Origin of the sequence: Leclercia tamurae, from assembly GCF_025566055.1 — a bacterium.
Lineage (GTDB): Bacteria > Pseudomonadota > Gammaproteobacteria > Enterobacterales > Enterobacteriaceae > Enterobacter > Enterobacter tamurae.
Map to the genome: position 1 here is coordinate 1 of NZ_JAMHKS010000056.1, position 23,393 is coordinate 23,393.

19 protein-coding genes are annotated in these 23,393 nt (G+C 57.0%); 8 read left to right on the forward strand and 11 right to left on the reverse strand.

What is annotated here, in order from left to right; all coding sequences use genetic code 11:
• Positions 1-196: 196 nt before the first annotated feature.
• The 5 genes from ubiA to malK form a co-directional block, all read right to left on the reverse strand.
• Positions 197-1,066 carry a 4-hydroxybenzoate octaprenyltransferase gene (gene ubiA / locus M8318_RS00440; RefSeq protein ID WP_262660602.1) on the reverse strand — a complete coding sequence of 290 codons (870 nt, stop codon included), beginning with the start codon at positions 1,064-1,066 and terminating at the stop codon, positions 197-199.
• 13 nt (positions 1,067-1,079) lie between these two features.
• On the reverse strand, positions 1,080-1,577 hold the full coding sequence (gene ubiC, locus M8318_RS00445; RefSeq protein WP_262660603.1) for a chorismate lyase: 498 nt from the start codon (positions 1,575-1,577) through the stop codon (positions 1,080-1,082).
• 181 nt (positions 1,578-1,758) lie between these two features.
• On the reverse strand, positions 1,759-2,709 hold the full coding sequence (gene malM / locus M8318_RS00450) for a maltose operon protein MalM (RefSeq protein ID WP_262660604.1): 951 nt from the start codon (positions 2,707-2,709) through the stop codon (positions 1,759-1,761).
• A 113-nt stretch (positions 2,710-2,822) separates the two neighbouring features.
• The gene (locus M8318_RS00455; protein WP_262660605.1) at positions 2,823-4,148 is read right to left on the reverse strand and encodes a maltoporin; all 1,326 of its coding nucleotides are present in this window, start codon (positions 4,146-4,148) and stop codon (positions 2,823-2,825) included.
• A gap of 53 nt (positions 4,149-4,201) precedes the next feature.
• Entirely contained in the window at positions 4,202-5,311 is a 1,110-nt protein-coding gene (gene malK, locus M8318_RS00460; RefSeq protein WP_106993920.1) for a maltose/maltodextrin ABC transporter ATP-binding protein MalK, read from the reverse strand.
• A 369-nt stretch (positions 5,312-5,680) separates the two neighbouring features.
• On the opposite strand from malK, the gene malE reads away from it, so the two are divergent.
• The 3 genes from malE to malG all read left to right on the forward strand — a co-directional run bounded on the left by malE (position 5,681) and on the right by malG (position 9,385).
• Positions 5,681-6,871 carry a maltose/maltodextrin ABC transporter substrate-binding protein MalE gene (gene malE, locus M8318_RS00465; RefSeq protein WP_106993919.1) on the forward strand — a complete coding sequence of 397 codons (1,191 nt, stop codon included), beginning with the start codon at positions 5,681-5,683 and terminating at the stop codon, positions 6,869-6,871.
• A 64-nt stretch (positions 6,872-6,935) separates the two neighbouring features.
• Positions 6,936-8,480 carry a maltose ABC transporter permease MalF gene (malF, locus tag M8318_RS00470; protein ID WP_262660606.1) on the forward strand — a complete coding sequence of 515 codons (1,545 nt, stop codon included), beginning with the start codon at positions 6,936-6,938 and terminating at the stop codon, positions 8,478-8,480.
• Positions 8,481-8,494: 14 nt separating this feature from the next.
• Positions 8,495-9,385 (forward strand): maltose ABC transporter permease MalG, encoded by an 891-nt coding sequence (gene malG, locus M8318_RS00475; RefSeq protein ID WP_262660607.1) that lies wholly within the window; start codon positions 8,495-8,497, stop codon positions 9,383-9,385.
• Positions 9,386-9,477: 92 nt separating this feature from the next.
• Here malG and psiE read toward each other — a convergent pair whose 3' ends face one another.
• Both psiE and pgi read right to left on the reverse strand, forming a co-directional pair.
• A complete protein-coding gene (gene psiE, locus M8318_RS00480) occupies positions 9,478-9,888 on the reverse strand; it encodes a phosphate-starvation-inducible protein PsiE (protein ID WP_182273377.1) in 411 nt (136 codons plus the stop codon).
• Positions 9,889-10,067: 179 nt separating this feature from the next.
• Positions 10,068-11,717 carry a glucose-6-phosphate isomerase gene (gene pgi / locus M8318_RS00485; protein WP_262660608.1) on the reverse strand — a complete coding sequence of 550 codons (1,650 nt, stop codon included), beginning with the start codon at positions 11,715-11,717 and terminating at the stop codon, positions 10,068-10,070.
• Between the two features lie 304 nt (positions 11,718-12,021).
• Between pgi and lysC the strand changes: the two genes are divergently transcribed.
• Entirely contained in the window at positions 12,022-13,371 is a 1,350-nt protein-coding gene (gene lysC, locus M8318_RS00490) for a lysine-sensitive aspartokinase 3 (protein WP_106993914.1), read from the forward strand.
• 32 nt (positions 13,372-13,403) lie between these two features.
• On the opposite strand, the gene M8318_RS00495 is transcribed toward lysC, so the two are convergent.
• A complete protein-coding gene (locus tag M8318_RS00495; RefSeq protein ID WP_408612108.1) occupies positions 13,404-14,609 on the reverse strand; it encodes an RtcB family protein in 1,206 nt (401 codons plus the stop codon).
• Positions 14,610-14,782: 173 nt separating this feature from the next.
• Between M8318_RS00495 and panS the strand changes: the two genes are divergently transcribed.
• Together panS and M8318_RS00505 are read left to right on the forward strand one after the other, a co-directional pair.
• Entirely contained in the window at positions 14,783-15,727 is a 945-nt protein-coding gene (gene panS / locus M8318_RS00500) for a ketopantoate/pantoate/pantothenate transporter PanS (protein ID WP_262660610.1), read from the forward strand.
• Between the two features lie 63 nt (positions 15,728-15,790).
• Complete coding sequence (locus M8318_RS00505; protein WP_262660611.1) at positions 15,791-16,063, forward strand: DUF3811 domain-containing protein; 273 nt, start codon at positions 15,791-15,793, stop codon at positions 16,061-16,063.
• Here M8318_RS00505 and rluF read toward each other — a convergent pair whose 3' ends face one another.
• Positions 16,064-16,939, reverse strand: coding sequence for a 23S rRNA pseudouridine(2604) synthase RluF (gene rluF, locus M8318_RS00510; RefSeq protein ID WP_262660612.1), 876 nt, complete (start codon positions 16,937-16,939; stop codon positions 16,064-16,066). It lies immediately after the preceding gene.
• Between the two features lie 180 nt (positions 16,940-17,119).
• On the opposite strand from rluF, the gene M8318_RS00515 reads away from it, so the two are divergent.
• Both M8318_RS00515 and M8318_RS00520 read left to right on the forward strand, forming a co-directional pair.
• Positions 17,120-17,437, forward strand: a complete 318-nt coding sequence (locus M8318_RS00515) for a type II toxin-antitoxin system RelE/ParE family toxin (protein WP_262660613.1) — start codon at positions 17,120-17,122, stop codon at positions 17,435-17,437.
• The gene (locus M8318_RS00520) at positions 17,430-17,717 is read left to right on the forward strand and encodes an addiction module antidote protein (protein WP_262660614.1); all 288 of its coding nucleotides are present in this window, start codon (positions 17,430-17,432) and stop codon (positions 17,715-17,717) included. Before M8318_RS00515 ends, M8318_RS00520 begins: the two co-directional genes overlap by 8 nt.
• On the opposite strand, the gene M8318_RS00525 is transcribed toward M8318_RS00520, so the two are convergent.
• Together M8318_RS00525 and metH are read right to left on the reverse strand one after the other, a co-directional pair.
• Positions 17,714-19,345, reverse strand: coding sequence for a Na/Pi cotransporter family protein (locus tag M8318_RS00525; protein ID WP_262660615.1), 1,632 nt, complete (start codon positions 19,343-19,345; stop codon positions 17,714-17,716). The two genes, M8318_RS00520 and M8318_RS00525, sit on opposite strands and share 4 nt — an antisense overlap.
• A gap of 218 nt (positions 19,346-19,563) precedes the next feature.
• Entirely contained in the window at positions 19,564-23,247 is a 3,684-nt protein-coding gene (gene metH / locus M8318_RS00530; RefSeq protein WP_262660616.1) for a methionine synthase, read from the reverse strand.
• Positions 23,248-23,393 lie beyond the last annotated feature (146 nt).

Here is a 23,393-nt window from a genome sequence, read left to right on the forward strand (position 1 = left end):
GTGGCATCCATACCGGCCTTTCCGGCAAGATAGTGACGTACGGCCGCAAGTTTTACAGCAGAAGAATGTTTCATAAACTGCACCCTCAGATGTCAGATCGTGTCCAACATTTTGGGTGCAGTTCACTGCGCCTTACCCGGCCTACGATTTAGCAGAACCTGTAGGCCCGGTAAGCGCTAGCGCCACCGGGCTTTTTTTATGCCCAGTAGCTAATCGCTAACCCGACAAACAACGCCAATCCCACATAGTTATTGTTCAGAAATGCTTTAAAACAGGCTTCGCGCTCGCGATTGGCGATAAGTTTCTGCTGGTAGATAAACAGCACGCCCGCCGCCGCAACCGCCGCGTAAAACGCCCCGCTCAGCTGGTTCAGGTAACCAATCGCCACCATCAGTCCCAGCACGGCCACCTGCAAAATCCCGATGATCAGCTTGTCCTGCCGACCAAACAGAATGGCAGTAGATTTGATGCCGATTTTCAGATCATCGTCCCGATCGACCATCGCGTATTGCGTATCGTAGGCCACCGCCCAGAGGATGTTGGCCAGGAACATCAGCCAGCAGCTCAAGGGTACGCTCTCGCTGACGGCGGCAAACGCCATCGGGATCGACCAGCCAAAAGCGGCGCCCAGCACCACCTGCGGCAGATGGGTGTAGCGCTTCATAAACGGGTAGACCCAGGCCAGAGCCAGTGCTGCCACGGAGAGCAGGATGGTCATGGTATTCAGGGTTAACACCAGCAGGAACGACAGCAGGACCAGCACCACAAACAGCGTGCGCGCCTCTTTCTCGGTGACATCGCCGCTCGGCAGCGGACGCATGGCGGTGCGTTTTACATGGCCATCAAACTTACGGTCGGCATAGTCGTTCACCACGCATCCTGCCGCGCGCATCAACCAGACGCCCGCCACAAATACCGCCAGGATCCACAGCGGCGGCAGCCCAGGGGTCGCCACCCACAGCGCCCACAGCGTCGGCCACAGCAGCAGCAGCGCCCCGATCGGCTTGTCGGTTCGCATCAGGCGGTGGTACGCCAGCAGCTTGTTCTGCGTCAGACTCCACTCCATTTTTATCTTCCTCTTAGTACAACGGCGACGCCGGTAAAAACAGCTCGGTCAGCATCAAGGGTTTACCACTCAGGCGCAGGCGGGAACGGCGTCCCAATAGCCCGGCATCGCGACCAATCTCAATAAAATCACGAGTAAGCTCGGAGGAGGTGAACAGATAACGTCCCAGCGGGGTTTTGCCCATCTGCTGCAGCGCCAGCTCCGGCCCGGTAAGAGTCGATTCCGGCACCACGGTGCGCCCGGCCAGCCACGGCTCGCCGTCGGCGCAGAGCAGGATCTCCCGCAGCCAGTAACGGGCCTCTTTCGGCAGCAACGGCAATTCATCCGCTACCGCGTCAGGCGTGACGAATCCTTCCTGAATAAGGGTCACGGTGACGTTTTTGCCCTGCTGCTCAAAACGTTTGGTCATGGAATCTTCCAGCAGCAGCCAGTCGAGCTGCTCCGGTTCCAGCGCAGGGATTTCGTCAAAATAACGCAGCGCGCGCAGTTGCGTTAGCGCGGGGTGTGACATGCCAGACTCTCCGATACATAACGTGAAGCTATTGTATCGCAGAAACGCGGAATGGGGGCGGGCAAACGTGAACTAGCGAACATTATCGCAACAGTGATGCAACAGCGGCAGAGCGTGCAAAAAAAGTGCGCCCGTAAGGGCGCACCAAACTACTGACAAAATCAGCACTGTGGGGAGACGGTCACCCCTTGCCTTTTACACTGCTGATAAAGGTGGAACGGGCAGTGGTCGAGCCTAAACGCTCGGCTTCATCAAGGAGTTTCAGCGCCTTGTCGACGTCGCCTTTAGCAACTGCCTGTTTAATCGCCTGATTGAAGTAGGTTTCGGTGTCGTTAAGCACCGGCTCGCTCTTCTTCGCGGCGACCGGGGCAGCAGCGGTAGCCGGAGTAGCGACTGGCGCGGCATAGACCGGGGCTGGTGCTGCGGTGTTACCCACCGTGACCGGGCCCGGGCCGGAAGAGCCAAACAGCGGGCCGACCAGCACGCTGGAGGCGTTGTTGGTCGAGACTTTCAGCTTCAGCTCACCCTCGGTAACGTGGCGGGCAAGCGGGTCCGGAATATCCGGTACGGCGTTGCCGGTGCCTTTGGCATAGGCTTTTGCCGGGTTAAGGAGTTTGGTGGTGTGCTGCAGGTCTTTATCGGTAGTAAACACCAACACATAGAGTTTTTGCTGACCCAGCGCAGGCGTCAGGCGCATGACCCCTTCCAGACGGTCAGCGCTCATCACGCCCGGCTCCTGGTAGGTGAAGTATTCGCTCGGGAAGTAGGCCGATGGCGTCAGGTTCTGATCCAGAATCAGCACGTTCGGGGCAAATACGCTGGTTTGTTTATTGACAATACTGGTCAGCGTGAGGGTGATTTCACCGATATTGGCAGGCACGCTGTAGGCCGCCACCGGGCCGGCGATCCCCGGCACATTCAGCGACTGACCGCCGGTAGAGAGCTGGGTGGTCTGGGTTTTAGACTGGTCGACAGGCGTCCAGACTAACTGTTGCAGCGCGGCTGCCGGTACAGCAGGCGCGGCACTGGTGTTTTGCGGAACAAAATTGACGTTCGCCAGAGTGATGGCGGGAGCACTTGCCAGCAACCCTGCAGAGAGGCACAGCGCGACGAGACTTTTCTTCATTTTCATTGTTATTACCTCAGATAGCATAAGCACTGCGGTGGCCAGGCAATAGCGCGCAGCACTCTATGAAGAGAGGGGCTTGCGCCCCTCTTTTAGGTCAATACATTAGAGACTACGTCTTACCACCAGATTTCCATCTGGGCACCGAAGGTCCACTCATCGTTGTCCCCGCGGCTGAAGGTTTTCGCGGAGGTGTCGTTATACGCTACGCCAGAGGTGTAGCCGGTATCGCCATTGTTAGCGTAACCCCATTTCTCATCCCACTTGGCGTAGGTTGCGAAGACACGGATAGCCGGACGGGACCAGATGCTGTCGCCTGCCTGCCACTGTTGTGCCAGGGTGATTTTGTACTGGCTGTTGGTGTCGTCAGTTTTCTGAGATTTGACGTTGTCGTAACCGACTTCCAGCAGGGTGGACATGATTGGCGTCCATTTGAACATTGGACGAACGCCGACGGTCCACCACTCGGTACCGTTATTGTTGTCGCGGTCGATATTCTGGTACATACCGACGTACATCAGATCCCACTGGTCAGCCAGGGTGATGGCCCCGTGGTCGAGAACGCGGATCAGAGAACCGTTGTTGTTCAGGCTCGCACCCTGCGGAATACCTTTCCCGTTGGAGGTCATGGAATCGGTAGCGTACTGAACTACGAATTTGTTGAAGCCTTTCAGCATGCTCTGGGTATGTTCAGCGGTGAACATCCAGCCATCTTTAGAGGCGCCAGGCTGCAGGTAGTAGTCGTCTGGAATGTTGGTGTGACCGTAGTCAACGCCCAGCTCCAGGGTACCGCCTGGGTTGATTTCCATACCGGCTAAACGCACGTCGAAGACATCGTTCGGCACGATATTGTCATAAATACGGTCGCCATTCACATCGAAATCGGCGAATGCAGAAGAGCCGCCGGATTCAGAAGAACGGGTCGCTGCCAGAGAGAGTTTACCGAAGCCCAGATCGATGTTTTCGATACCCGCACCAGGACCAGAGATATCCCAGTAGTAGAAGTCGATCATGTGAACGTCATGACGCTGATAGAAACGCTTACCGGCCCAAATGGTGGAGCCTGGCAGCCATTCAATCAGGTTTTTACCCTGCACGTTTGCTTCACGGAAGGCCGGGCTGGTTGCTTCCCAGTCATTCTGCTGTGAAACAGAGTAGGCTACGTTGGTGTCGAAGTAGAAGCTCTTGTCGCCCTCTTTCCACACTTCCTGGCCAAGTTTAATCTCAGCATAGGTTTCACATTCGTTACCAAGACGGTATTTACTTTGTGCACCTGTTGCCTGGAAACACTGCTGTTCGCCACCACTCCCGGTCCAGCCAATGCCAGAACGAGCATAACCTTTAAAGTCTACAGCGCCGGCCTGGGCAGACAGGATGCCTGCCGCAATGGCGACCGCCAGAGGGACTTTGCGCAGAGTAATCATTGTTCTATCTCCTGAGATCATTGCTTTTCTTTGAACACTTCACCTGATGGTTTCGTGCTTATTATTGGGATTGCTTAAACGCCGGGCTCCTGATGCAGCCGACGACATGCAGTGCCATCTTCCCGGAAGAGATGACAGCGCTCTGGCGGCAAGCCGATAGCGAATGTTGCACCCTCTTTTACCAACACCACGTCATTCTGGCGGTACACCAGGTTCTGACGAATGGCGGGGATCTGGATATGAATCTGTGTTTCGTGACCAAGTTGCTCAACCACCTGAACCTCGCCTTCAAGCGTCACATCCGCGATGTGACTCGGCAGCAGGTGCTCAGGACGGATCCCGAGGGACATGTTTGCCCCGACATTGACGTTTGCGCTGTCTACCGGTAACCACACCTGCTGGCGGTTCGGCAGTTCAACCTGAACCTGTTCAATGGCGGTGGCGGTGACTTTGACCGGCAGGAAGTTCATCTTTGGCGAGCCAATAAAGCCCGCAACAAAGCGGTCTGCCGGGTAGTGATAGAGTTCCAGCGGTTTGCCCACCTGTGCCACGCGGCCGGCATCCAGCACCACAATCTTGTCGGCCAGGGTCATCGCTTCGACCTGATCGTGGGTGACGTAAATCATGGTGCGGCCCAGACGCTTGTGCAGGCGGGAGATTTCAATACGCATCTGCACGCGCAGTGCGGCGTCGAGGTTCGACAGCGGCTCATCGAGCAGGAACACGCGCGGTTCCGCCACCAGCGTACGGCCAATCGCCACACGCTGACGCTGACCACCGGAGAGTGCCTTTGGCTTACGCTCCAGCAGGTGCGCCAGCTGGAGCACTTCGGCGACCTGAGTTACGCGCTGGTTGATGACCTCTTTTTTGGCGCCGGCCAGCTTCAGGCCAAACGACATGTTCTCGGCAACGGAGAGATGGGGATAGAGCGCATAGGACTGGAAGACCATCCCGACGCCACGTTCCGCAGGTGGGATATCGTTCATCCGGGTATCGCCAATCATCAAATCACCGCTGGTGATGGTTTCCAGACCGGCAATCATGCGCAGCAGCGTCGATTTACCGCAGCCTGACGGGCCAACAAAAACCACGAATTCGCCTTCCTGGATATCGAGGTTGATATCTTTTGACACCACCACGTCACCCCAGGCTTTCGTTACGTTACGCAGTTCTACGCTCGCCATGCCCTACTCCCTTCGTTACAACCTGTCGCCGACAGAAACATTCAAGATAAGTTCACTATGGGGTATCACGCGGCGTCGCAAATCCTCCACCCCCAGCCTTTTTTATGGGGGAGGAGGCGGGAGGATGAGAGAGAGGACTCCGCCAGCGCGACCGGGGGGCTGAGGCTAAATTCGTGATGTCACTGGCAAAATTCACCGTACTTTTATGTGCGCTGGGACACATAACTTAAATTTATGCAACGCAGATCACATAAAGCGGGGGTGGGGCGTAGGGGACAGGAGGATGGAAAGAGGATGTCAAATAAGGAGACTGAGCGACGTTGAACCACCTCATGTATCCACAGCACATCACCAAAAAGGATGGCAGATATGAATATCAAGACTGGCGCACGCGTTTTCGCATTGTCCGCCCTTGCAGCAATGATGATCTCCGCTCCGGCGCTCGCCAAAATTGAAGAAGGTAAGCTGGTAATCTGGATTAACGGCGACAAAGGCTACAACGGCCTGGCCGAAGTGGGTAAAAAATTCGAGAAAGACACCGGCATCAAAGTTACCGTTGAACACCCGGACAAGCTGGAAGAGAAATTCCCGCAGGTTGCGGCGACCGGCGACGGCCCGGACATCATCTTCTGGGCGCATGACCGTTTCGGCGGCTACGCACAGTCTGGCCTGCTGGCGGAAGTCTCCCCGGATAAAGCCTTCCAGGACAAACTGTTCCCGTTCACCTGGGATGCCGTACGTTACAACGGCAAGCTGATCGCTTACCCGGTCGCGGTTGAATCCCTCTCCCTGATTTACAACAAAGACCTCGTACCGAACCCGCCGAAAACCTGGGAAGAGATCCCGGCTCTGGATAAAGAGCTGAAGGCGAAAGGTAAGAGCGCGCTGATGTTCAACCTGCAAGAGCCGTACTTCACCTGGCCGCTGATTGCTGCCGATGGCGGTTACGCGTTCAAATTTGCTGACGGCAAATACGACGTGAAAGACGTCGGCGTGGACAACGCAGGGGCGAAAGCGGGTCTGACCTTCCTGGTTGACCTGATCAAGAACAAGCAGATGAACGCGGATACCGATTACTCCATCGCTGAAGCGGCCTTCAACAAGGGCGAAACCGCGATGACCATCAACGGTCCGTGGGCGTGGTCCAACATCGACAAGAGCAAGATCAACTACGGCGTGGCGGTGCTGCCAACCTTCAATGGCAAGCCGTCTAAACCGTTTGTTGGCGTGCTGAGCGCCGGTATCAACGCCGCTAGTCCGAACAAAGAGCTGGCGAAAGAGTTCCTCGAAAACTACCTGCTGACCGATCAGGGTCTGGAAGAAGTGAACAAGGACAAACCGTTGGGTGCCGTGGCGCTGAAATCCTTCCAGGAAACGCTGGCGAAAGATCCACGCATCGCCGCCACCATGAGCAACGCCGAGAAAGGCGAAATCATGCCGAACATCCCACAGATGGCTGCCTTCTGGTATGCCACCCGTACTGCGGTGATTAACGCTGCCAGCGGTCGTCAGACTGTGGATGCCGCGCTGAAAGATGCTCAGGGTCGTATTACCAAGTAATGCCGTTATCCCCTCTCCCTTTTAGGGAGAGGGAGAACAGAATTTGTTGTAGAGGAAGATCCCCATGGATGTCGTTAAAAAGAAACACTGGTGGCAAAGCGACACGCTGAAATGGTCAGTGATTGGTCTGCTGGGCTTGCTGGTGGGTTACCTTATCGTTGTAATGTACGCCCAGGGGGAGTACCTGTTTGCCGCCATGACGCTGATCCTAAGCGCGGTCGGCCTCTATATTTTCGCCAATCGTAAAGCCTACGCCTGGCGTTATGTCTATCCAGGCGTGGCCGGGATGGGACTGTTTGTCCTGTTTCCGCTGATCTGCACCATCGCCATTGCCTTCACCAACTACAGCAGCACCAACCAGCTCGCGCAAGAGCGCGCCCAGCAGGTGCTGATGGACCGTTCTTATCAGGCCGGTAAGACCTTTAACTTTGGCCTCTACCCGGCCGGTGACGAGTGGAAGCTGGCCCTCACCGACGATGCCGCGGGCAAATACTACGTTTCCGACGCCTTCAAATTTGGCGGCGAGCAGAAACTGGCCCTGAAAGAAGCGGATGCGTTGCCGGAAGGGGAACGCGCTAACCTGCGCGTTATCACCCAGAACCGTCAGGCGCTGACCCAGATTACCGCCGAGCTGCCGGACGAAAGCAAAGTGATCATGAGCTCGCTGCGCCAGTTCTCCGGCACCCGCCCGCTCTACACGCTGGGCGATGACAGCACGCTCACCAACAACCAGACCGGCGTGAAGTACCGCCCGAACAACGAGATTGGCTTTTACCAGTCTGTGAATGCCGACGGCAACTGGGGCGACGATAAACTCAGCCCGGGCTATACCGTGACCATCGGCTGGGATAACTTTACCCGCGTCTTTACCGACGAAGGCATCCAGAAGCCGTTCTTCGCTATCTTTGTCTGGACGGTGGTCTTCTCGGTACTGACCGTGATCCTGACCGTGGCCGTTGGGATGGTGCTGGCCTGCCTGGTGCAGTGGGAAGCGTTAAAAGGGAAAGCGATTTACCGCGTCCTGCTGATCCTGCCGTATGCCGTGCCGTCGTTCATCTCGATTCTGATTTTCAAGGGTCTGTTCAACCAGAGCTTTGGTGAAATCAACATGATGCTGAGCGGGCTGTTTGGCATCAAGCCGGCCTGGTTCAGTGACCCGACCACCGCCCGCACCATGATCGTTATCGTCAACACCTGGCTCGGTTATCCGTACATGATGATCCTGTGCATGGGGCTGCTGAAGGCGATCCCGGACGACCTGTACGAAGCCTCGGCGATGGACGGTGCGACCCCGTTCCAGAACTTCTTTAAGATTACGCTCCCGCTGCTGATCAAGCCGCTGACGCCGCTGATGATCGCCAGCTTCGCCTTTAACTTTAACAACTTCGTGCTGATTCAGCTGTTAACCAACGGTGGCCCGGACCGCCTCGGCACCACCACGCCAGCCGGTTATACCGACCTGCTCGTGAGCTATACCTACCGTATCGCCTTCGAAGGCGGCGGTGGTCAGGACTTTGGTCTGGCGGCGGCGATTGCCACCCTGATCTTCCTGCTGGTAGGCGCGCTGGCGGTGGTAAACCTGAAAGCCACACGCATGAAATTCGACTAAGGAGGGCACAGAATATGTCTATGGTCCAACCCAAATCTCAGAAGCTGCGCCTCTTCGCCACGCACTTAGGCCTGCTGATTTTTATCGCGGCGATCATGTTCCCGCTGCTGATGGTCATCGCCATCTCCCTGCGTTCGGGTAACTTCGCCACCGGGAGCCTGATCCCGGAGCAAATCTCCTGGGAGCACTGGAAGCTGGCGCTGGGCTTCAGCGTGGAACACGCCGATGGCCGCGTCACGCCGCCGCCGTTCCCGGTTCTGCTGTGGCTGTGGAACTCGATTAAAGTCGCTACCATCACCGCGATCGGTATCGTGACCCTCTCCACCACCTGCGCCTACGCTTTTGCCCGTATGCGCTTTAAAGGGAAAGCGACGCTGCTGAAAGGGATGCTGATTTTCCAGATGTTCCCGGCGGTACTGTCGCTGGTGGCCTTGTACGCCTTGTTTGATCGCCTCGGCCAGTACGTGCCGTTTATCGGTCTGAATACCCACGGTGGGGTGATCTTCGCCTATCTCGGCGGGATTGCGCTGCACGTCTGGACCATCAAAGGCTATTTCGAAACCATCGACAACTCGCTGGAAGAAGCGGCCGCGCTGGATGGCGCCACCCCATGGCAGGCGTTCCGCCTGGTGTTGCTGCCGCTCTCCGTGCCGATTCTGGCGGTGGTCTTTATTCTGTCGTTTATCGCCGCCATCACTGAAGTGCCGGTCGCGTCACTGCTGCTGCGTGATGTGAACAGCTACACCCTGGCGGTAGGGATGCAGCAATATCTCAACCCACAAAACTACCTGTGGGGCGACTTTGCCGCAGCCGCCGTACTTTCCGCTATCCCGATCACCGTCGTGTTCCTGCTGGCTCAGCGCTGGCTGGTGAACGGCCTGACCGCGGGGGGCGTGAAAGGGTAAGTTTCATCGTTATGCCACTGCAACCCTCAACTTTGCCTTGATGTAATAATCCAACTTGTGACTGTTTTCGGCGGCCCTCGGGCCGCCCTTTTTTATTCCCGTTTCAGTCGCTTCGAGTTGCACAGCCAGAGTGTGACCACCAGCAGCAGGATAGCCGCCGAGTAGATCAGCACGTCGAGGGGCGATTTATGATCGACGATAATTAGTCGCACAATCGCGGTGATACCAATGTAGACAAAGTAGCGCAGCGGGAAGTGAAAGCCAGACTGAAAGTACTTCACGATCAGGGCGATAAATTCGAAGTAGAGAAAGTAAACCACCAGCCCTTCAACCAGCTCGTATTTGCTGGTTTGCTCAGGGGCAAAAAGCACATCAGCCAGATGTACCGTCTCTTTACCGAGGAAGACCACCAGGATCAGGCCAAGGCTCAGCAGACCCAGGTTCAGCACGGTCTGCAGAATGGTTGAGATGAACTCAACGCGGGGGCGAGTCAGGGATGTCATACAGCACCTCATTCTCCGGGGCGAGGTTCCTGTATAACGCAAAAATGTGACGGGGATCTATATTTTTTGTTTATGTTTTGTGCAGATCTGCCGGGCGGCACCCCGTTTGCGCGGCCTACGGGGTTTTGTAGGCCCGGTAAGCGTAGCGCCACCGGGCACACAGACCGCAGCAGACTTACTTATGCACGCCAGGCTTTATAACGGTTAATCAGACCGTTGGTGGAGCTATCGTGGCTGTTGATATCCTGGCTATCACCCAGCTCTGGCAGAATGCGGTTTGCCAGCTGTTTGCCCAGCTCTACGCCCCACTGGTCAAAGGTGAAGATGTTCAGGATCGCACCCTGGGTGAAGATTTTGTGCTCATACAGGGCAATCAGCGCGCCCAGGCTGAACGGGGTGATCTCACGCAGCAGGATGGAGTTGGTCGGACGGTTGCCTTCGAACACTTTGAACGGCACCACGTGGTCCAGGGTCGCCGGATCTTTACCCTGATCGCGATACTCCTGCTCAACCACATCACGCGCTTTACCGAACGCCAGCGCTTCAGTTTGCGCGAAGAAGTTCGACAGTAGCTTCGGATGGTGGTCAGACAGCGGGTTATGGGTGATGGCCGGCGCGATAAAGTCGCACGGAACCATTTTGGTGCCCTGGTGGATCAGCTGATAGAACGCATGCTGGCCGTTGGTGCCTGGCTCGCCCCAGATGATTGGACCGGTCTGGTAATCCACGGCGTTGCCGTTACGGTCAACGTATTTACCGTTGGATTCCATGTTGCCCTGCTGGAAGTAGGCCGCAAAGCGATGCATATACTGATCGTACGGCAGGATCGCTTCGGTTTCGGCACCAAAGAAGTTGTTGTACCAGATGCCGATCAGCGCCAGCAGAACCGGCAGGTTTTTCTCTGCTGGGGTGGTGGCGAAGTGGTTATCCATCGCATGCGCGCCGGAGAGCAGCTCAACAAAGTTGTCGTAGCCCACGGAGAGGATGATCGACAGACCGATGGCTGACCACAGGGAGTAACGGCCGCCCACCCAGTCCCAGAATTCAAACATGTTGGCGGTGTCGATGCCGAACTCGCCTACCGCTTTGGCGTTGGTGGAGAGCGCCGCGAAGTGTTTCGCTACGTGCTGCTGGTCACCGGCGGTTTCCAGGAACCAGTCGCGCGCGCTGTGGGCGTTGGTCATCGTTTCCTGGGTGGTGAAGGTTTTGGACGCTACCAGGAACAGAGTGGTTTCCGGATTCACCTTTTTCAGCACTTCGGCGATGTGGGTACCATCGACGTTAGAGACAAAGTGCATGTTGAGGTGGTTTTTGTACGGACGCAGCGCTTCGGTCACCATGAACGGGCCGAGGTCGGAACCGCCGATACCGATGTTCACCACGTCCGTGATCGCCTGGCCGGTATAGCCTTTCCACTGACCGGAGATGATCGCTTCAGAGAAGGTCTTCATCTTTTCCAGCACCGCGTTCACTTCCGGCATCACATCTTTGCCGTCAACGATAATCGGCGTATTGCTACGGTTACGCAGGGCCACGTGCAGCACAGCGCGGTCTTCGGTGCGGTTGATCTTCTCACCGGAGAACATGGACTTGATGGCACCGCTCAGATCGGTCTCTTTCGCCAGATCCTGCAGTTTTGCCAGCGTCTCTTCAGTGATGCGGTTTTTGGAAAAATCTACCAGCATCTGATCGTCGAAGGTCGCGGAGAACTTGCTGAAACGATCGGCGTCTTTCGCGAACAGCTCCGCGATGGTGACCTCTTTCATTTCATCAAAGTGTTTCTGTAATGCCTGCCAGGCTGAAGTCTGCGTTGGATTGATATTTTTCATAGCAATACTCTTCTGAATTGAGAATTGTGACCTCGGTCGATTGTAGCCTCTGTCGCTAAAAATTGTGATGGTTTTTATGCCATTGGCCTGGCCTGTATCAAGTGCGGCGCAAAAGCTCCAAAAGTATAGCTGTTATAAGTCCTGTTTCTCATATGGAAGGCAGCATGAAAAATCCGCATAATCCCGGCGTTGACAGGATCCCCTGCACATTTTATTTATACACACGGTATTTGCGCCTGCACCGATAAAACTATTTTGTCCTTGTGCCATGGTCGCTTTTTTCCTTCCCTGACACGAGGTTGTTATGACGAGTTTTGTTGTCGCCAAATTTGGCGGTACCAGCGTGGCCGATTTTGATGCCATGAACCGCAGCGCCGATGTGGTGCTGGCCGATCCTGATACCCGCCTGGTGGTGTTGTCCGCTTCGGCTGGCGTCACCAATCTGCTGGTCGCCCTTGCTGAAGGGCTGGAAGCGAGCGAGCGCCAGGCGAAGCTCGCAGCGCTGCACAAAATTCAGTTCGATATTCTTGGCCGTCTGCGCAATCCGAGCGTCATCAGCGAAGAAATTGAGCGCCTGCTGGAAAATATCATCACCCTGGCGGAAGCGGCCTCGCTGGCGACCTCCACCGCCCTGACCGACGAGCTGGTCAGCCACGGTGAGCTGATGTCGACCCTGCTGTTTGTTGAAGTGCTGCGCGAGCGTAACGTTCAGTCGCAGTGGTTTGACGTGCGTAAAGTACTGCGCACCAGCGACCGCTTTGGTCGCGCCGAGCCGGACGTTACCGCCATTGCCGAACTGACCACCCAACAGCTGGCACCGCGTCTGGCAGAAGGGATTGTCATCACCCAGGGCTTTATCGGCAGCGAAGCCAAAGGCCGTACCACCACGCTGGGCCGTGGCGGCAGCGACTACACCGCAGCTCTGCTGGGTGAAGCCCTGCAGGCCTCCCGCGTCGATATCTGGACGGACGTACCGGGGATCTACACCACCGACCCACGCGTGGTGCCTGCGGCAAAACGTATTGATGTGATCGCCTTTGAAGAGGCCGCTGAGATGGCGACCTTTGGCGCGAAAGTACTGCACCCGGCGACGCTGATGCCTGCAGTACGCAGCAATATCCCGGTATTCGTCGGCTCCAGCAAGGATCCGAAAGCCGGCGGCACTATCGTGTGCAACACCACCGAAAACCCGCCGCTGTTCCGCGCCATTGCCCTGCGTCGCAAACAGACCCTGCTGACCCTGCACAGCCTGAGCATGCTGCACTCCCGCGGCTTCCTGGCGGAGGTGTTTAGCATTCTGGCGCGCCACAGCATCTCGGTGGATCTGGTAACCACCTCAGAAGTGAACATCGCCCTGACCCTGGATACTACCGGCTCAACCTCTACCGGCGATACCCTGCTGACCCAGTCCCTGCTGATGGAGCTGTCGGAACTGTGCCGCGTCGAGGTGGAAGAAGATCTCGCCCTGGTGGCGATCATCGGTAACGAGCTGTCCCGCGCCAGCGGCGTGGGCAAAGAGGTGTTTGGCGTGCTGGATCCGTTTAACATCCGCATGATTTGCTACGGCGCATCCAGCTACAACCTGTGCTTCCTGGTACCCGGCCATGAAGCCGAGCAGGTCGTGCAGAAACTGCATCACAACTTGTTTGAGTAACAGGAAATGGCCCGGGCAACCGGGCCATTTTTTTATCCTTTTACACATACCACCTGGCGCAACGTATGGACGATTTCGACCAGCGACGACTGCGCCGCCATGACCGCATCGATGTCTTTATAGGCCATCGGGATCTCGTCGATAACCTCGCTGTCTTTTCTGCACTCGACATGTGCCGTGGCGCGGATCTGATCGGCCACGGTGAAGCGTTTTTTGGCCGCCGTACGGCTCATCACCCGCCCTGCGCCGTGGCTGCAGGAGCAGAAGCTCTCTTCATTGCCCAGACCGCGCACAATAAAGCTCTTCGCCCCCATCGAGCCGGGGATGATCCCCATCTCGCCCTTCTGCGCCGACACCGCCCCTTTGCGCGTCACCAGGATATCCTCGCCAAAATGCCGCTCTTTCTGCACATAGTTGTGATGGCAATTCACCGCCTCCTGCTGGGTCAGGAAAGGCTTGGGCACACTGCGCGACAGCGCGGCCAGCACCCGCGACATCATCACCTCACGGTTATGGCGGGCAAAATCCTGCGCCCACTCCACGGCTTCGATGTAGTCGTTATAGTGCCGGCTCCCCTCCTGGAAATAGGCCAGGTTCCTGTCCGGCAGGTTGGCAATGTGCTGCTGCATATCTTTCTGCGCCAGGGCGATAAACACGTTGCCGATCGCATTGCCCACGCCACGCGAGCCGCTGTGCAGCATCACCCACACCCGTTCCTGCTCGTCCAGGCAGATCTCAATAAAGTGATTCCCGGTGCCGAGCGTCCCCAGATGCTGATGGTTATTGGTTTTCAACAACTGCGGATACTTATCCGTCAGCCGTTTGAAGCGCGGCGCCAGATGACGCCAGTGATTATCCACTTCATCCGGCGTCTTTTCCCACGCCCCTTTGTCGCGACGGGAGCGGGTGTTGGTGCGCCCGTGTGGCACCGCCTGTTCAATAGCGCTGCGCAGCCCGTGAAGGTTATCCGGCAGATCGCCCGCCAGCAGTGAGGTCCGTACGGCAATCATCCCGCAGCCAATATCCACCCCCACCGCTGCCGGAATAATGGCTCCTTTCGTCGGGATTACACTGCCAATGGTGGAGCCTTTCCCGAGATGCACATCCGGCATCACCGCGAGATGTTTGAAAATAAACGGCATCTTCGCCGTATTCAGCAACTGCTCGCGCGCCTCTGGCTCAACGGGCACCCCATGCGTCCACATTTTTACCGGGGCACTGTGAGGCGCCGTCAACATTTGAAAATCATGACCTTTCATTGGGCTACTCCTCACGTTGCGCTTGTGCGCTGGGATCATGAATATTTTTTGATTGAACAAAAATCATTAGCACGATAAACAATATTGTAAGCCGGGCTCGATCCCGGCTTTTTTTATAACTACATGACACAACACAATCGCAAGGAATCCGTATGTTATCCGCCATCACCCGGCTGTTCCCGTTATGGGCGCTGCTGCTCTCTGTATTAGCTTATTACACCCCAACCACTTTTACCCCTATCGGCCCGTGGGTCACCACGCTGCTGATGCTGATTATGTTCGGCATGGGTGTGCACCTGAAAATCGACGATTTTAAACGCGTGCTGTCACGCCCGGCACCGGTCGCGGCGGGGATTTTCCTGCACTACCTGGTGATGCCGCTGGCGGCCTGGTTGCTGGCTATTGCCTTTAAGATGCCGCCGGATCTTTCCGCCGGGATGGTGCTGGTGGGTAGCGTCGCCAGCGGGACGGCCTCCAACGTTATGATTTATCTGGCGAAAGGTGATGTGGCGCTGTCGGTGACCATCTCCTCTGTCTCCACGCTGGTGGGCGTTATTGCCACCCCGCTGCTGACGCGTCTGTACGTGGATGCCCACATCCAGGTGGATGTGATGGGGATGCTGTTGAGCATTCTGCAAATCGTGGTGATCCCGATTGCGCTGGGGCTGATTATCCACCACCTGTTCCCGCGGCTGGTGAAGGCCGTGGAGCCGTACCTGCCGGCATTTTCGATGCTGTGCATTCTGGCGATCATCAGCGCCGTGGTGGCCGGCTCTGCGGCGCATATCGCCTCGGTTGGTTTTGTGGTGATTATCGCCGTGGTGCTGCACAACACTATCGGCCTGCTGGGCGGTTACTGGGGCGGGAAGCTGTTCGGCTTTGACGAATCCACCTGCCGCACGCTGGCGATTGAGGTGGGGATGCAGAACTCCGGCCTGGCCGCGGCACTCGGCAAAATCTACTTTTCGCCGCTGGCGGCACTGCCTGGCGCGCTGTTCTCGGTATGGCATAACCTGTCCGGCTCGCTGCTGGCGGGTTACTGGTCGGGTAAGCCGATCGATGACCAAAAGAAACGCGATGTGGTGAAGGAAAGTTAATTCAGCTTCGCGACAGCGAAGGCATGCTTTACACTGAAGCCTCGTCCACAGGAGGCTTCAGGTATGTCCACACCGAGATTGACCCAGAAAGAGATGACGGAAAGCGAGCAGCGCGAACTGAAAACCCTGCTCGATCGCGCCCGTATCGCCCATGGCCGACTGCTGACCAACGCCGAAACCAATCACGTTAAAAAAGAGTACATCGATAAACTGATGGCTCAGCGTGATGTAGAAGCCAAAAAAGCCCGCAAACTTAAAAAAGAGCAGGCTTATAAAGTGGATAAAGAGGCCACGTTTTCCTGGTCGGCCAGTACTCCAACCCGTGGAAGGCGCTGATTAGCGCCCTTTCTTTTTGCGCCCTGGCTGGGTAAAGCGTTTTCCGTTCCCGGCCGGTTTGGCTTTGCTTTTCTCTTCCCCCTGCGGGGCTTTAACCACCGGGCGCTTGATGCTCTGCGTTTTCGGTTTTGCCTTCGCTTTCGGCTTCGCTTCTGAGGACGAATTCTCGATCAGCTTAAACAGCTCAATCAGTTCATCTCCGGTCAGATCGCGCCACTCGCCCAGCGGGATGCCGGAGAGGCTGACGTTCATGATGCGGGTACGCTCCAGCCTGGTCACTTCGAAACCAAAATGTTCGCACATGCGGCGGATCTGGCGGTTTAAGCCCTGAACCAGGGTGATACGAAACGCGAACGGCGCCTCTTTCTTCACTTTGCACTTTTTCGTCACCGTACCGAGGATCGGCACACCCGCCCCCATCCCGCGAATAAAGTCGTCGGTGACCGGCTTGTTGACCGTGACGATGTACTCTTTTTCGTGGTCGTTACCGGCCCGCAGGATCTTATTCACCAGATCGCCGTGGTTGGTGAGGAAAATCAGCCCCTGGGAGTCTTTATCCAGACGGCCAATCGGGAAGATACGGCTGCTGTGGTTGACGAAATCGACGATGTTGTCGCGCTCGCCATCTTCTGTGGTACTGACAATGCCAACCGGTTTATTCAGCGCGATAAACACCAGGTCTTCTTCGTCCCGGGGCTCGATCAGTTGACCATTCACTTTGACCACGTCGCCAGGGGCGACCTGATCGCCGATGGTGGCGCGTTTACCATTGATAAACACGTTGCCCTGTTCGATGTAGCGGTCAGCCTCGCGACGCGAGCAGATCCCGCTCTCGCTAATGTATTTGTTTAATCGGGTGGATTGAGTTGGCAGCATAATTTCTCCTGTAGAGGCGAAATATACCTTAGGTTTGGGCTGGTAAAAAGTTAAGTACCAAGAAATACGAGACGCATTCAGAATCGCCTATATCCCCCTTTACTTGCCCGCCATCGCCTCCAAATTTTTCTCGTCCACTTGTTAATACGGATTGTAGTTTATAAAATACAGGGAGGTGTGATGAAGGAGATTGTCCAGACAGAAGTCTTTCGGCGCTGGCAAAATAGCATTAAGGACAGACGTGTAAACACGCTGATTGCGACCCGGCTTTTTCGCCTGTCACAGGGTTTATCGGGTGATGTGAAACCTGTTGGTGAAGGTATCAGCGAGCTTCGGATTCAGTATGGTCCTGGCTATCGGCTCTACTATCAACAGCGAGGGGATATCCTCATTATCCTGCTCTGTGGTGGCGATAAAAGCAGCCAAAAAAAAGATATAGAGATGGCTAAAATCCTCGCCAGATCGCTCGACCATCAGGAGATCAATCGCGATGAATAAATTAACTCACTACGATCCTGCCAGCGCGCTCATCAATGATGAGGAAATAGCCGTATTTATGGCCGATGCGTTGGAAACGGGTGATGCCGCCTATATTGCGCAAGCCCTTGGCGTAGTTGCCCGCGCCAAAGGCATGACGCAGATTGCGGCACAAACTGGCCTTTCACGCGAACAGCTTTATCGCTCATTCAGTGAGAAAGGTAACCCAACACTTAAAACCACCCTGGCAGTGATGAAAGCATTGGGCCTTGGGTTAGCCATTAAAAACGCAGCTGATTAATACACATCCCGGCCATCATCTTCATCCGGCTGCTCCATCACGCTGTACGCCACCGCGCAGAACAGGGAGTTAAGACGTTTCATGTCCCCCAGCAGCCCCATATGCAGGGAGCTGGTCTCGATACTTTGCACGTTCTGCTGGTGCAGCCGGTCAACGTGGGCGTGGGAATAGCGACGATTGAGGATGCGGAAACGGTGCTTGTTGCGGCGCAGGCGACGGGCGCTGGCCAGATCGCTGGAGAAGAAGACCGACATCGCCAGCTTCAGGTTGGCGAGCAGTTGTTCTTGTAACGCATCCAGCTCGGTGAGCCCTTCAAGAGAGAACGCCCGACGGGCCGCCAGCGATTTATCGGCGATTTCACTCCCCATGCGCTCGACGATATCGGAAGCCTGCTCAAGGTTAAGTGCCATCTCAATGATCTCCGCCCAGCGGCGGGACTCCTCTTCCGCCAGCTCATCTTTTGGCATCCGCGCCAGATAGAGCTTGATGGCGGTATAGAGCACGTTAATGTCATCCGCGACCTTACGCAGATCTTTCTCTTCCCGCGGCTCGCCGTGCATCACCTTTTTCAGCCCCTCCAGCATCTGCTCCATCGCATCGCCCATGCGCAGCGTTTCGCGAGCGGCATTGGCCAGCGCCAGCGCAGGAGTGTCCAGGACCGAGGTATCCAGATGTTTTGGTTTCAGGCGTGCATCCAGCTCGGGTTCATCGCGGATAACCCGCTCACAGAAGCGCGCCATCACCCCGGCAAAAGGCACCATCGCCAGACAACGCACCAGGTTGTAGAAGACGTGGAAATAGATCACCAGCTCCGATTTCGGCAGCGGCAGGTTGTCCATCAGGTTTGCCAGCGGATAGACAAACGGCAGGATAACCAGGCTACCCACCAGCTTAAACAGCAGGCTGCCGAGCGCCACGCGACGGGCTGCGGCGTTGGCGGCGCTGTTGTTGAGTACCGCCAGCAGGCCGGAGCCAAGGTTGGCACCAATCACCAGACACAGGGCCACTGGGAAGGAGATGATCCCCGCCGCGGTGAGTGTGGCGGTTAACAGCACTGCTGCCAGGCTGGAGTAACTGATCAGGGCAAACACCGCACCAATCAGTGCATCCAGCAGGATATCGCCGGTCAGCGAGGCGAAGATAACCTGCACGCCGCTGGCCTGGGTGATGGGGGTGACGGCCTGAACGATCAGCTCCAGCGCCAGAAGGATCAGCCCCAGGCCGATCCCTACCCGTCCCAGCTGCCCGGCGCGGGTCTGCTTGCGGCCAAGGAAGAAAATCACGCCGATGAAGATCAGCAGCGGCGACAGCCAGGAGAGATCGAAGGTTAACACGCGCGCCATCAGGGCGGTGCCGACATCAGCGCCAAGGACAATCACCAGCGCAGGGGTCAGCGCCACCAGATCCTGAGCCACAAACGAGGTGACCAGCATAGTGGTGGCGTTGCTGCTTTGCACCAGCGCGGTCACGCCAATGCCGGCGCAGAAGGCGAGCGGCTTTTTCTCAACGCTGCGGCTGAGGACGGTACGTAAACGGGCACCAAAAACACGCATCACGCCGGTACGGACAATGTGCGTGCCCCAGACCAGCAACGCCACGGCAGAAAGCAGATGTAGCAAAGTCAGCACGGATGTAGGTTCTCCTTTTCGTTATACGTTTTCCTGAGGCTCGTTACGCGCTGTATCGCCGGATGGCGGCTACGCCTTATCCGGCCTACTCGTAGGCCCGGTAAGCGCAAGCGCCACCGGGCAATGTCGAAGGAGCCTTCGTTAAGTATAAGGGGTCAAACGTAATAAAGAGACAGGGCACCCTGTAGGTGCCCTGTTTGTTGTAAGGAAACGTGACCTTAATCTGCGTCGTACCCCAGATTCGGGGCCAGCCAGCGCTCAACTTCAGAAACGCTCATCCCTTTACGCAGGGCATAATCCTCCACCTGATCGCGCTGGATCTGCGCCACGGCGTAATACTTGCTGTCAGGATGGCTGAAATACCAGCCGGAGACCGACGCCCCCGGCCACATGGCGAAGGACTCGGTGAGTTTCATCCCGGTATGGGTTTCGACATCCAGAAGCTGCCAGATGGTGCCTTTCTCGGTGTGTTCCGGGCAGGCCGGATAGCCTGGCGCCGGGCGAATGCCCTGGTAGTTCTCGCGGATCAGCTCCTCGTTGCTGAGGTTCTCGTTCGGCGCATAGCCCCAGTGCACTTTACGCACCCGCTCATGCAGGTATTCGGCAAAGGCCTCAGCCAGACGGTCGGCAATCGCTTTGACCATGATTTTGTTGTAATCATCGTGCTGCGCTTCAAAGGCCTCCGCCAGCGCGTCCTCCTCGAGCCCACCGGTGACGGCAAAGGCGCCGATGTAGTCCGCTTTGCCGCTCAGCTTCGGCGCAACGAAATCGGCCAGACAGTAGTTGGCGAAACCGACCTTCTCGGTCTGCTGACGCAGATGATGGCTGACCGTCAGCACATGGGTGCGGGTCTCATCGCGATAGATTTCGATGTCATCCCCCACGCGGTTCGCCGGGAACAGCCCCACCACGCCGCGCGGATTGAGGGTTTTCTCGGCGCTGAGCTGGTCGAGCAGGTCGTTGGCATCTTTAAACAGGCGCTGGGCCTCTTCACCCACCACCTCATCTTCAAGGATGCGCGGGTATTTTCCGGCCAGCGACCAGGTCATAAAGAATGGCGTCCAGTCGATGTAGTTGCGCAGCGTCTCAATGCTGGCCATCACCTCCTGCACGCCCAGACGATGGGCAACCGGCGGCGTGTAGCTTGACCAGTCAAAGGCCAGGTCGTTATCCCGTGCCGCCGCCAGGGTTACCGGCGGGGTACGCGGCTTTTTGCGCGCGTGTTGAATACGCACCGTTTCGTACTCTTTGCGGGTTCGGGCGACAAAATCGTCGCGCTGGGTCGCCGACAGCAGCGCCGAGACCACGCCCACCGTGCGCGAGGCGTTCTGTACGTACACCGTCGGCCCGCTATAGTTCTGCTCGATCTTCACCGCAGTGTGCGCTTTCGAGGTAGTCGCGCCGCCAATCAGCAGCGGCAGGGTAAAGCCCTGGCGCTCCATCTCTTTCGCCACGTTGACCATCTCGTCCAGCGACGGGGTGATCAGCCCCGAGAGGCCAATCAGGTCAGCATTCACTTCCCGTGCGGTCTTGAGGATTTTATCCGCCGGAACCATCACGCCCAGATCGATAATCTCGTAGTTATTACACTGCAGCACCACGCCGACGATGTTTTTGCCGATGTCGTGCACGTCGCCTTTCACGGTGGCGATCACCATCTTGCCGTTGCTGGAGCCTTTCTCTTTGCTGGCTTCGATGTAAGGTTCCAGGTAAGCCACTGCCTGCTTCATCACGCGGGCGGATTTGACCACCTGCGGCAGGAACATTTTGCCTTCACCGAACAGATCGCCCACCACGTTCATGCCGTCCATCAGCGGGCCTTCAATCACCTCAATCGGACGCGCGGCCTGCTGGCGGGCCTCTTCGGTATCCAGTTCGATAAACTCGGTGATGCCTTTTACCAGCGAGTATTCGAGACGCTTTTTCACGTCCCAGGAACGCCACTCCGCCTGCTGCACGTTGGCGCTGTCATCAGCTTTGCTGCCGCGATATTTTTCGGCCAGTTCCAGCATGCGCTCGGTGGCGTCGTCGCGGCGGTTGAGGATCACGTCTTCAACGCCGTCGCGCAGCTCCGCCGGCAGGTCGTCATAAATCGCCAGTTGACCAGCGTTGACGATCCCCATGTCCATCCCGTTACGGATGGCGTAGTAGAGGAACACCGCGTGGATCGCCTCACGCACCGGGTCGTTGCCACGGAACGAGAACGAGACGTTGGAGACGCCGCCGGAGATCAGAGCGTGCGGCAGCTCGCGTTTGATGTCTTCGCAGGCGCCGATAAAGTCCTGGGCATAGTTGTTGTGCTCTTCGATCCCGGTCGCCACGGCGAAGATATTCGGGTCAAAGATGATGTCTTCCGGTGGGAAGCCGACCTCTTCGGTCAGGATCTGGTACGCGCGGCGGCAGATCTCAATTTTGCGCTCGCGGGTATCGGCCTGGCCGACTTCATCAAAGGCCATCACCACCACGGCGGCACCGTAGCGGCGCACCAGTTTGGCGTGATGGATAAAAGGCTCAACCCCCTCTTTCATCGAGATGGAGTTGACGATGCCCTTGCCCTGGATGCACTTCAGGCCTTTCTCGATCACTTCCCATTTTGAGGAGTCGATCATAATCGGCACGCGGGCAATGTCCGGCTCACCGGCAATCAGGTTGAGGAAACGCACCATCGCCGCTTCGGCGTCGAGCATCCCCTCATCCATGTTGATATCAATAATTTGCGCGCCGCTCTCAACCTGCTGGCGGGCCACGTCCAGCGCTTCGCTGTATTTCTCTTCTTTGATCAGGCGCTTGAACTTCGCGGAGCCGGTGACGTTGGTACGTTCCCCGACGTTCACAAACAGGCTCTCATCGCCGATGTTCAGCGGTTCAAGGCCAGCAAGGCGGCAGGCAACCGGCAGCTCGGGCAATTTACGCGGAGGCAGCCCCGCCACGGCATTGCTCATGGCGGCGATATGCTCCGGCGTGGTGCCGCAGCAGCCGCCGACAATATTCAGGAACCCGGATTCGGCCCACTCGCGGATCTGCGCCGCCATCGTCGCGGCGTCGAGATCGTACTCACCAAAGGCGTTCGGCAGGCCAGCGTTTGGGTGGGCGGTCACGTAGCAATCAGCGATGCGGGACAGCTCCTGCACATACTGACGCAGTTCGTCCGGTCCCAGCGCACAGTTCAGGCCGAAGCTGAGGGCATCGGCGTGGCGCAGGGAGTTGTAAAACGCCTCGGTGGTCTGCCCGGAGAGGGTACGGCCAGAAGCATCGGTGATGGTGCCGGAGATCATGATCGGCAGATCCACGCCCAGCGCCTCGAACTCCTCTTTCACCGCATAGATCGCCGCTTTGGCGTTGAGGGTATCGAACACTGTCTCGATCATGATCAGATCGGAACCACCTTCCACCAGCGCGCGGGTCGACTCGCGATACGCGGCCACCAGCTGGTCAAAGGTAACATTACGGAACGCCGGATCGTTCACATCCGGCGAGATAGAGGCGGTGCGGTTGGTTGGGCCAAGCACGCCTGCCACGTAGCGCGGTTTGTCCGGCGTACGGGCCGTCCACTCGTCGGCACAGGCACGCGCCAGTTTGGCCGCCTCGTAGTTGATCTCCGCCGACAAGGATTCCATCTGGTAATCCGCCATGGCGATGGTTGTCGAGTTGAAGGTGTTGGTCTCAACGATATCCGCACCCGCCTCGAAATAGGCGTAATGAATGGCGGCAATAATCTCTGGCTTGCTGAGCACCAGCAGGTCATTGTTACCTTTCAGATCGCAGGGCCAGTCGGCGAAGCGTTCGCCGCGAAAGTCGTCTTCACTCAGACGATAGCTCTGGATCATGGTGCCCATACCGCCATCCAGTACCAGAATGCGTTCATTTAACTGCGCACGAAGTTGATCTACTTTGCTACTCACACTTGCTCCCGACAACGCTCAACCAGGCCAAAAGGCCAGCAGACCATACTGGCATAATCTTGCAAAGGGGAAAAGTCACACCGCGGTAACATGAGACATGTTCACTATAACTCCTCCGATCAGTAAGGATAGCGGTTGCAAAACAG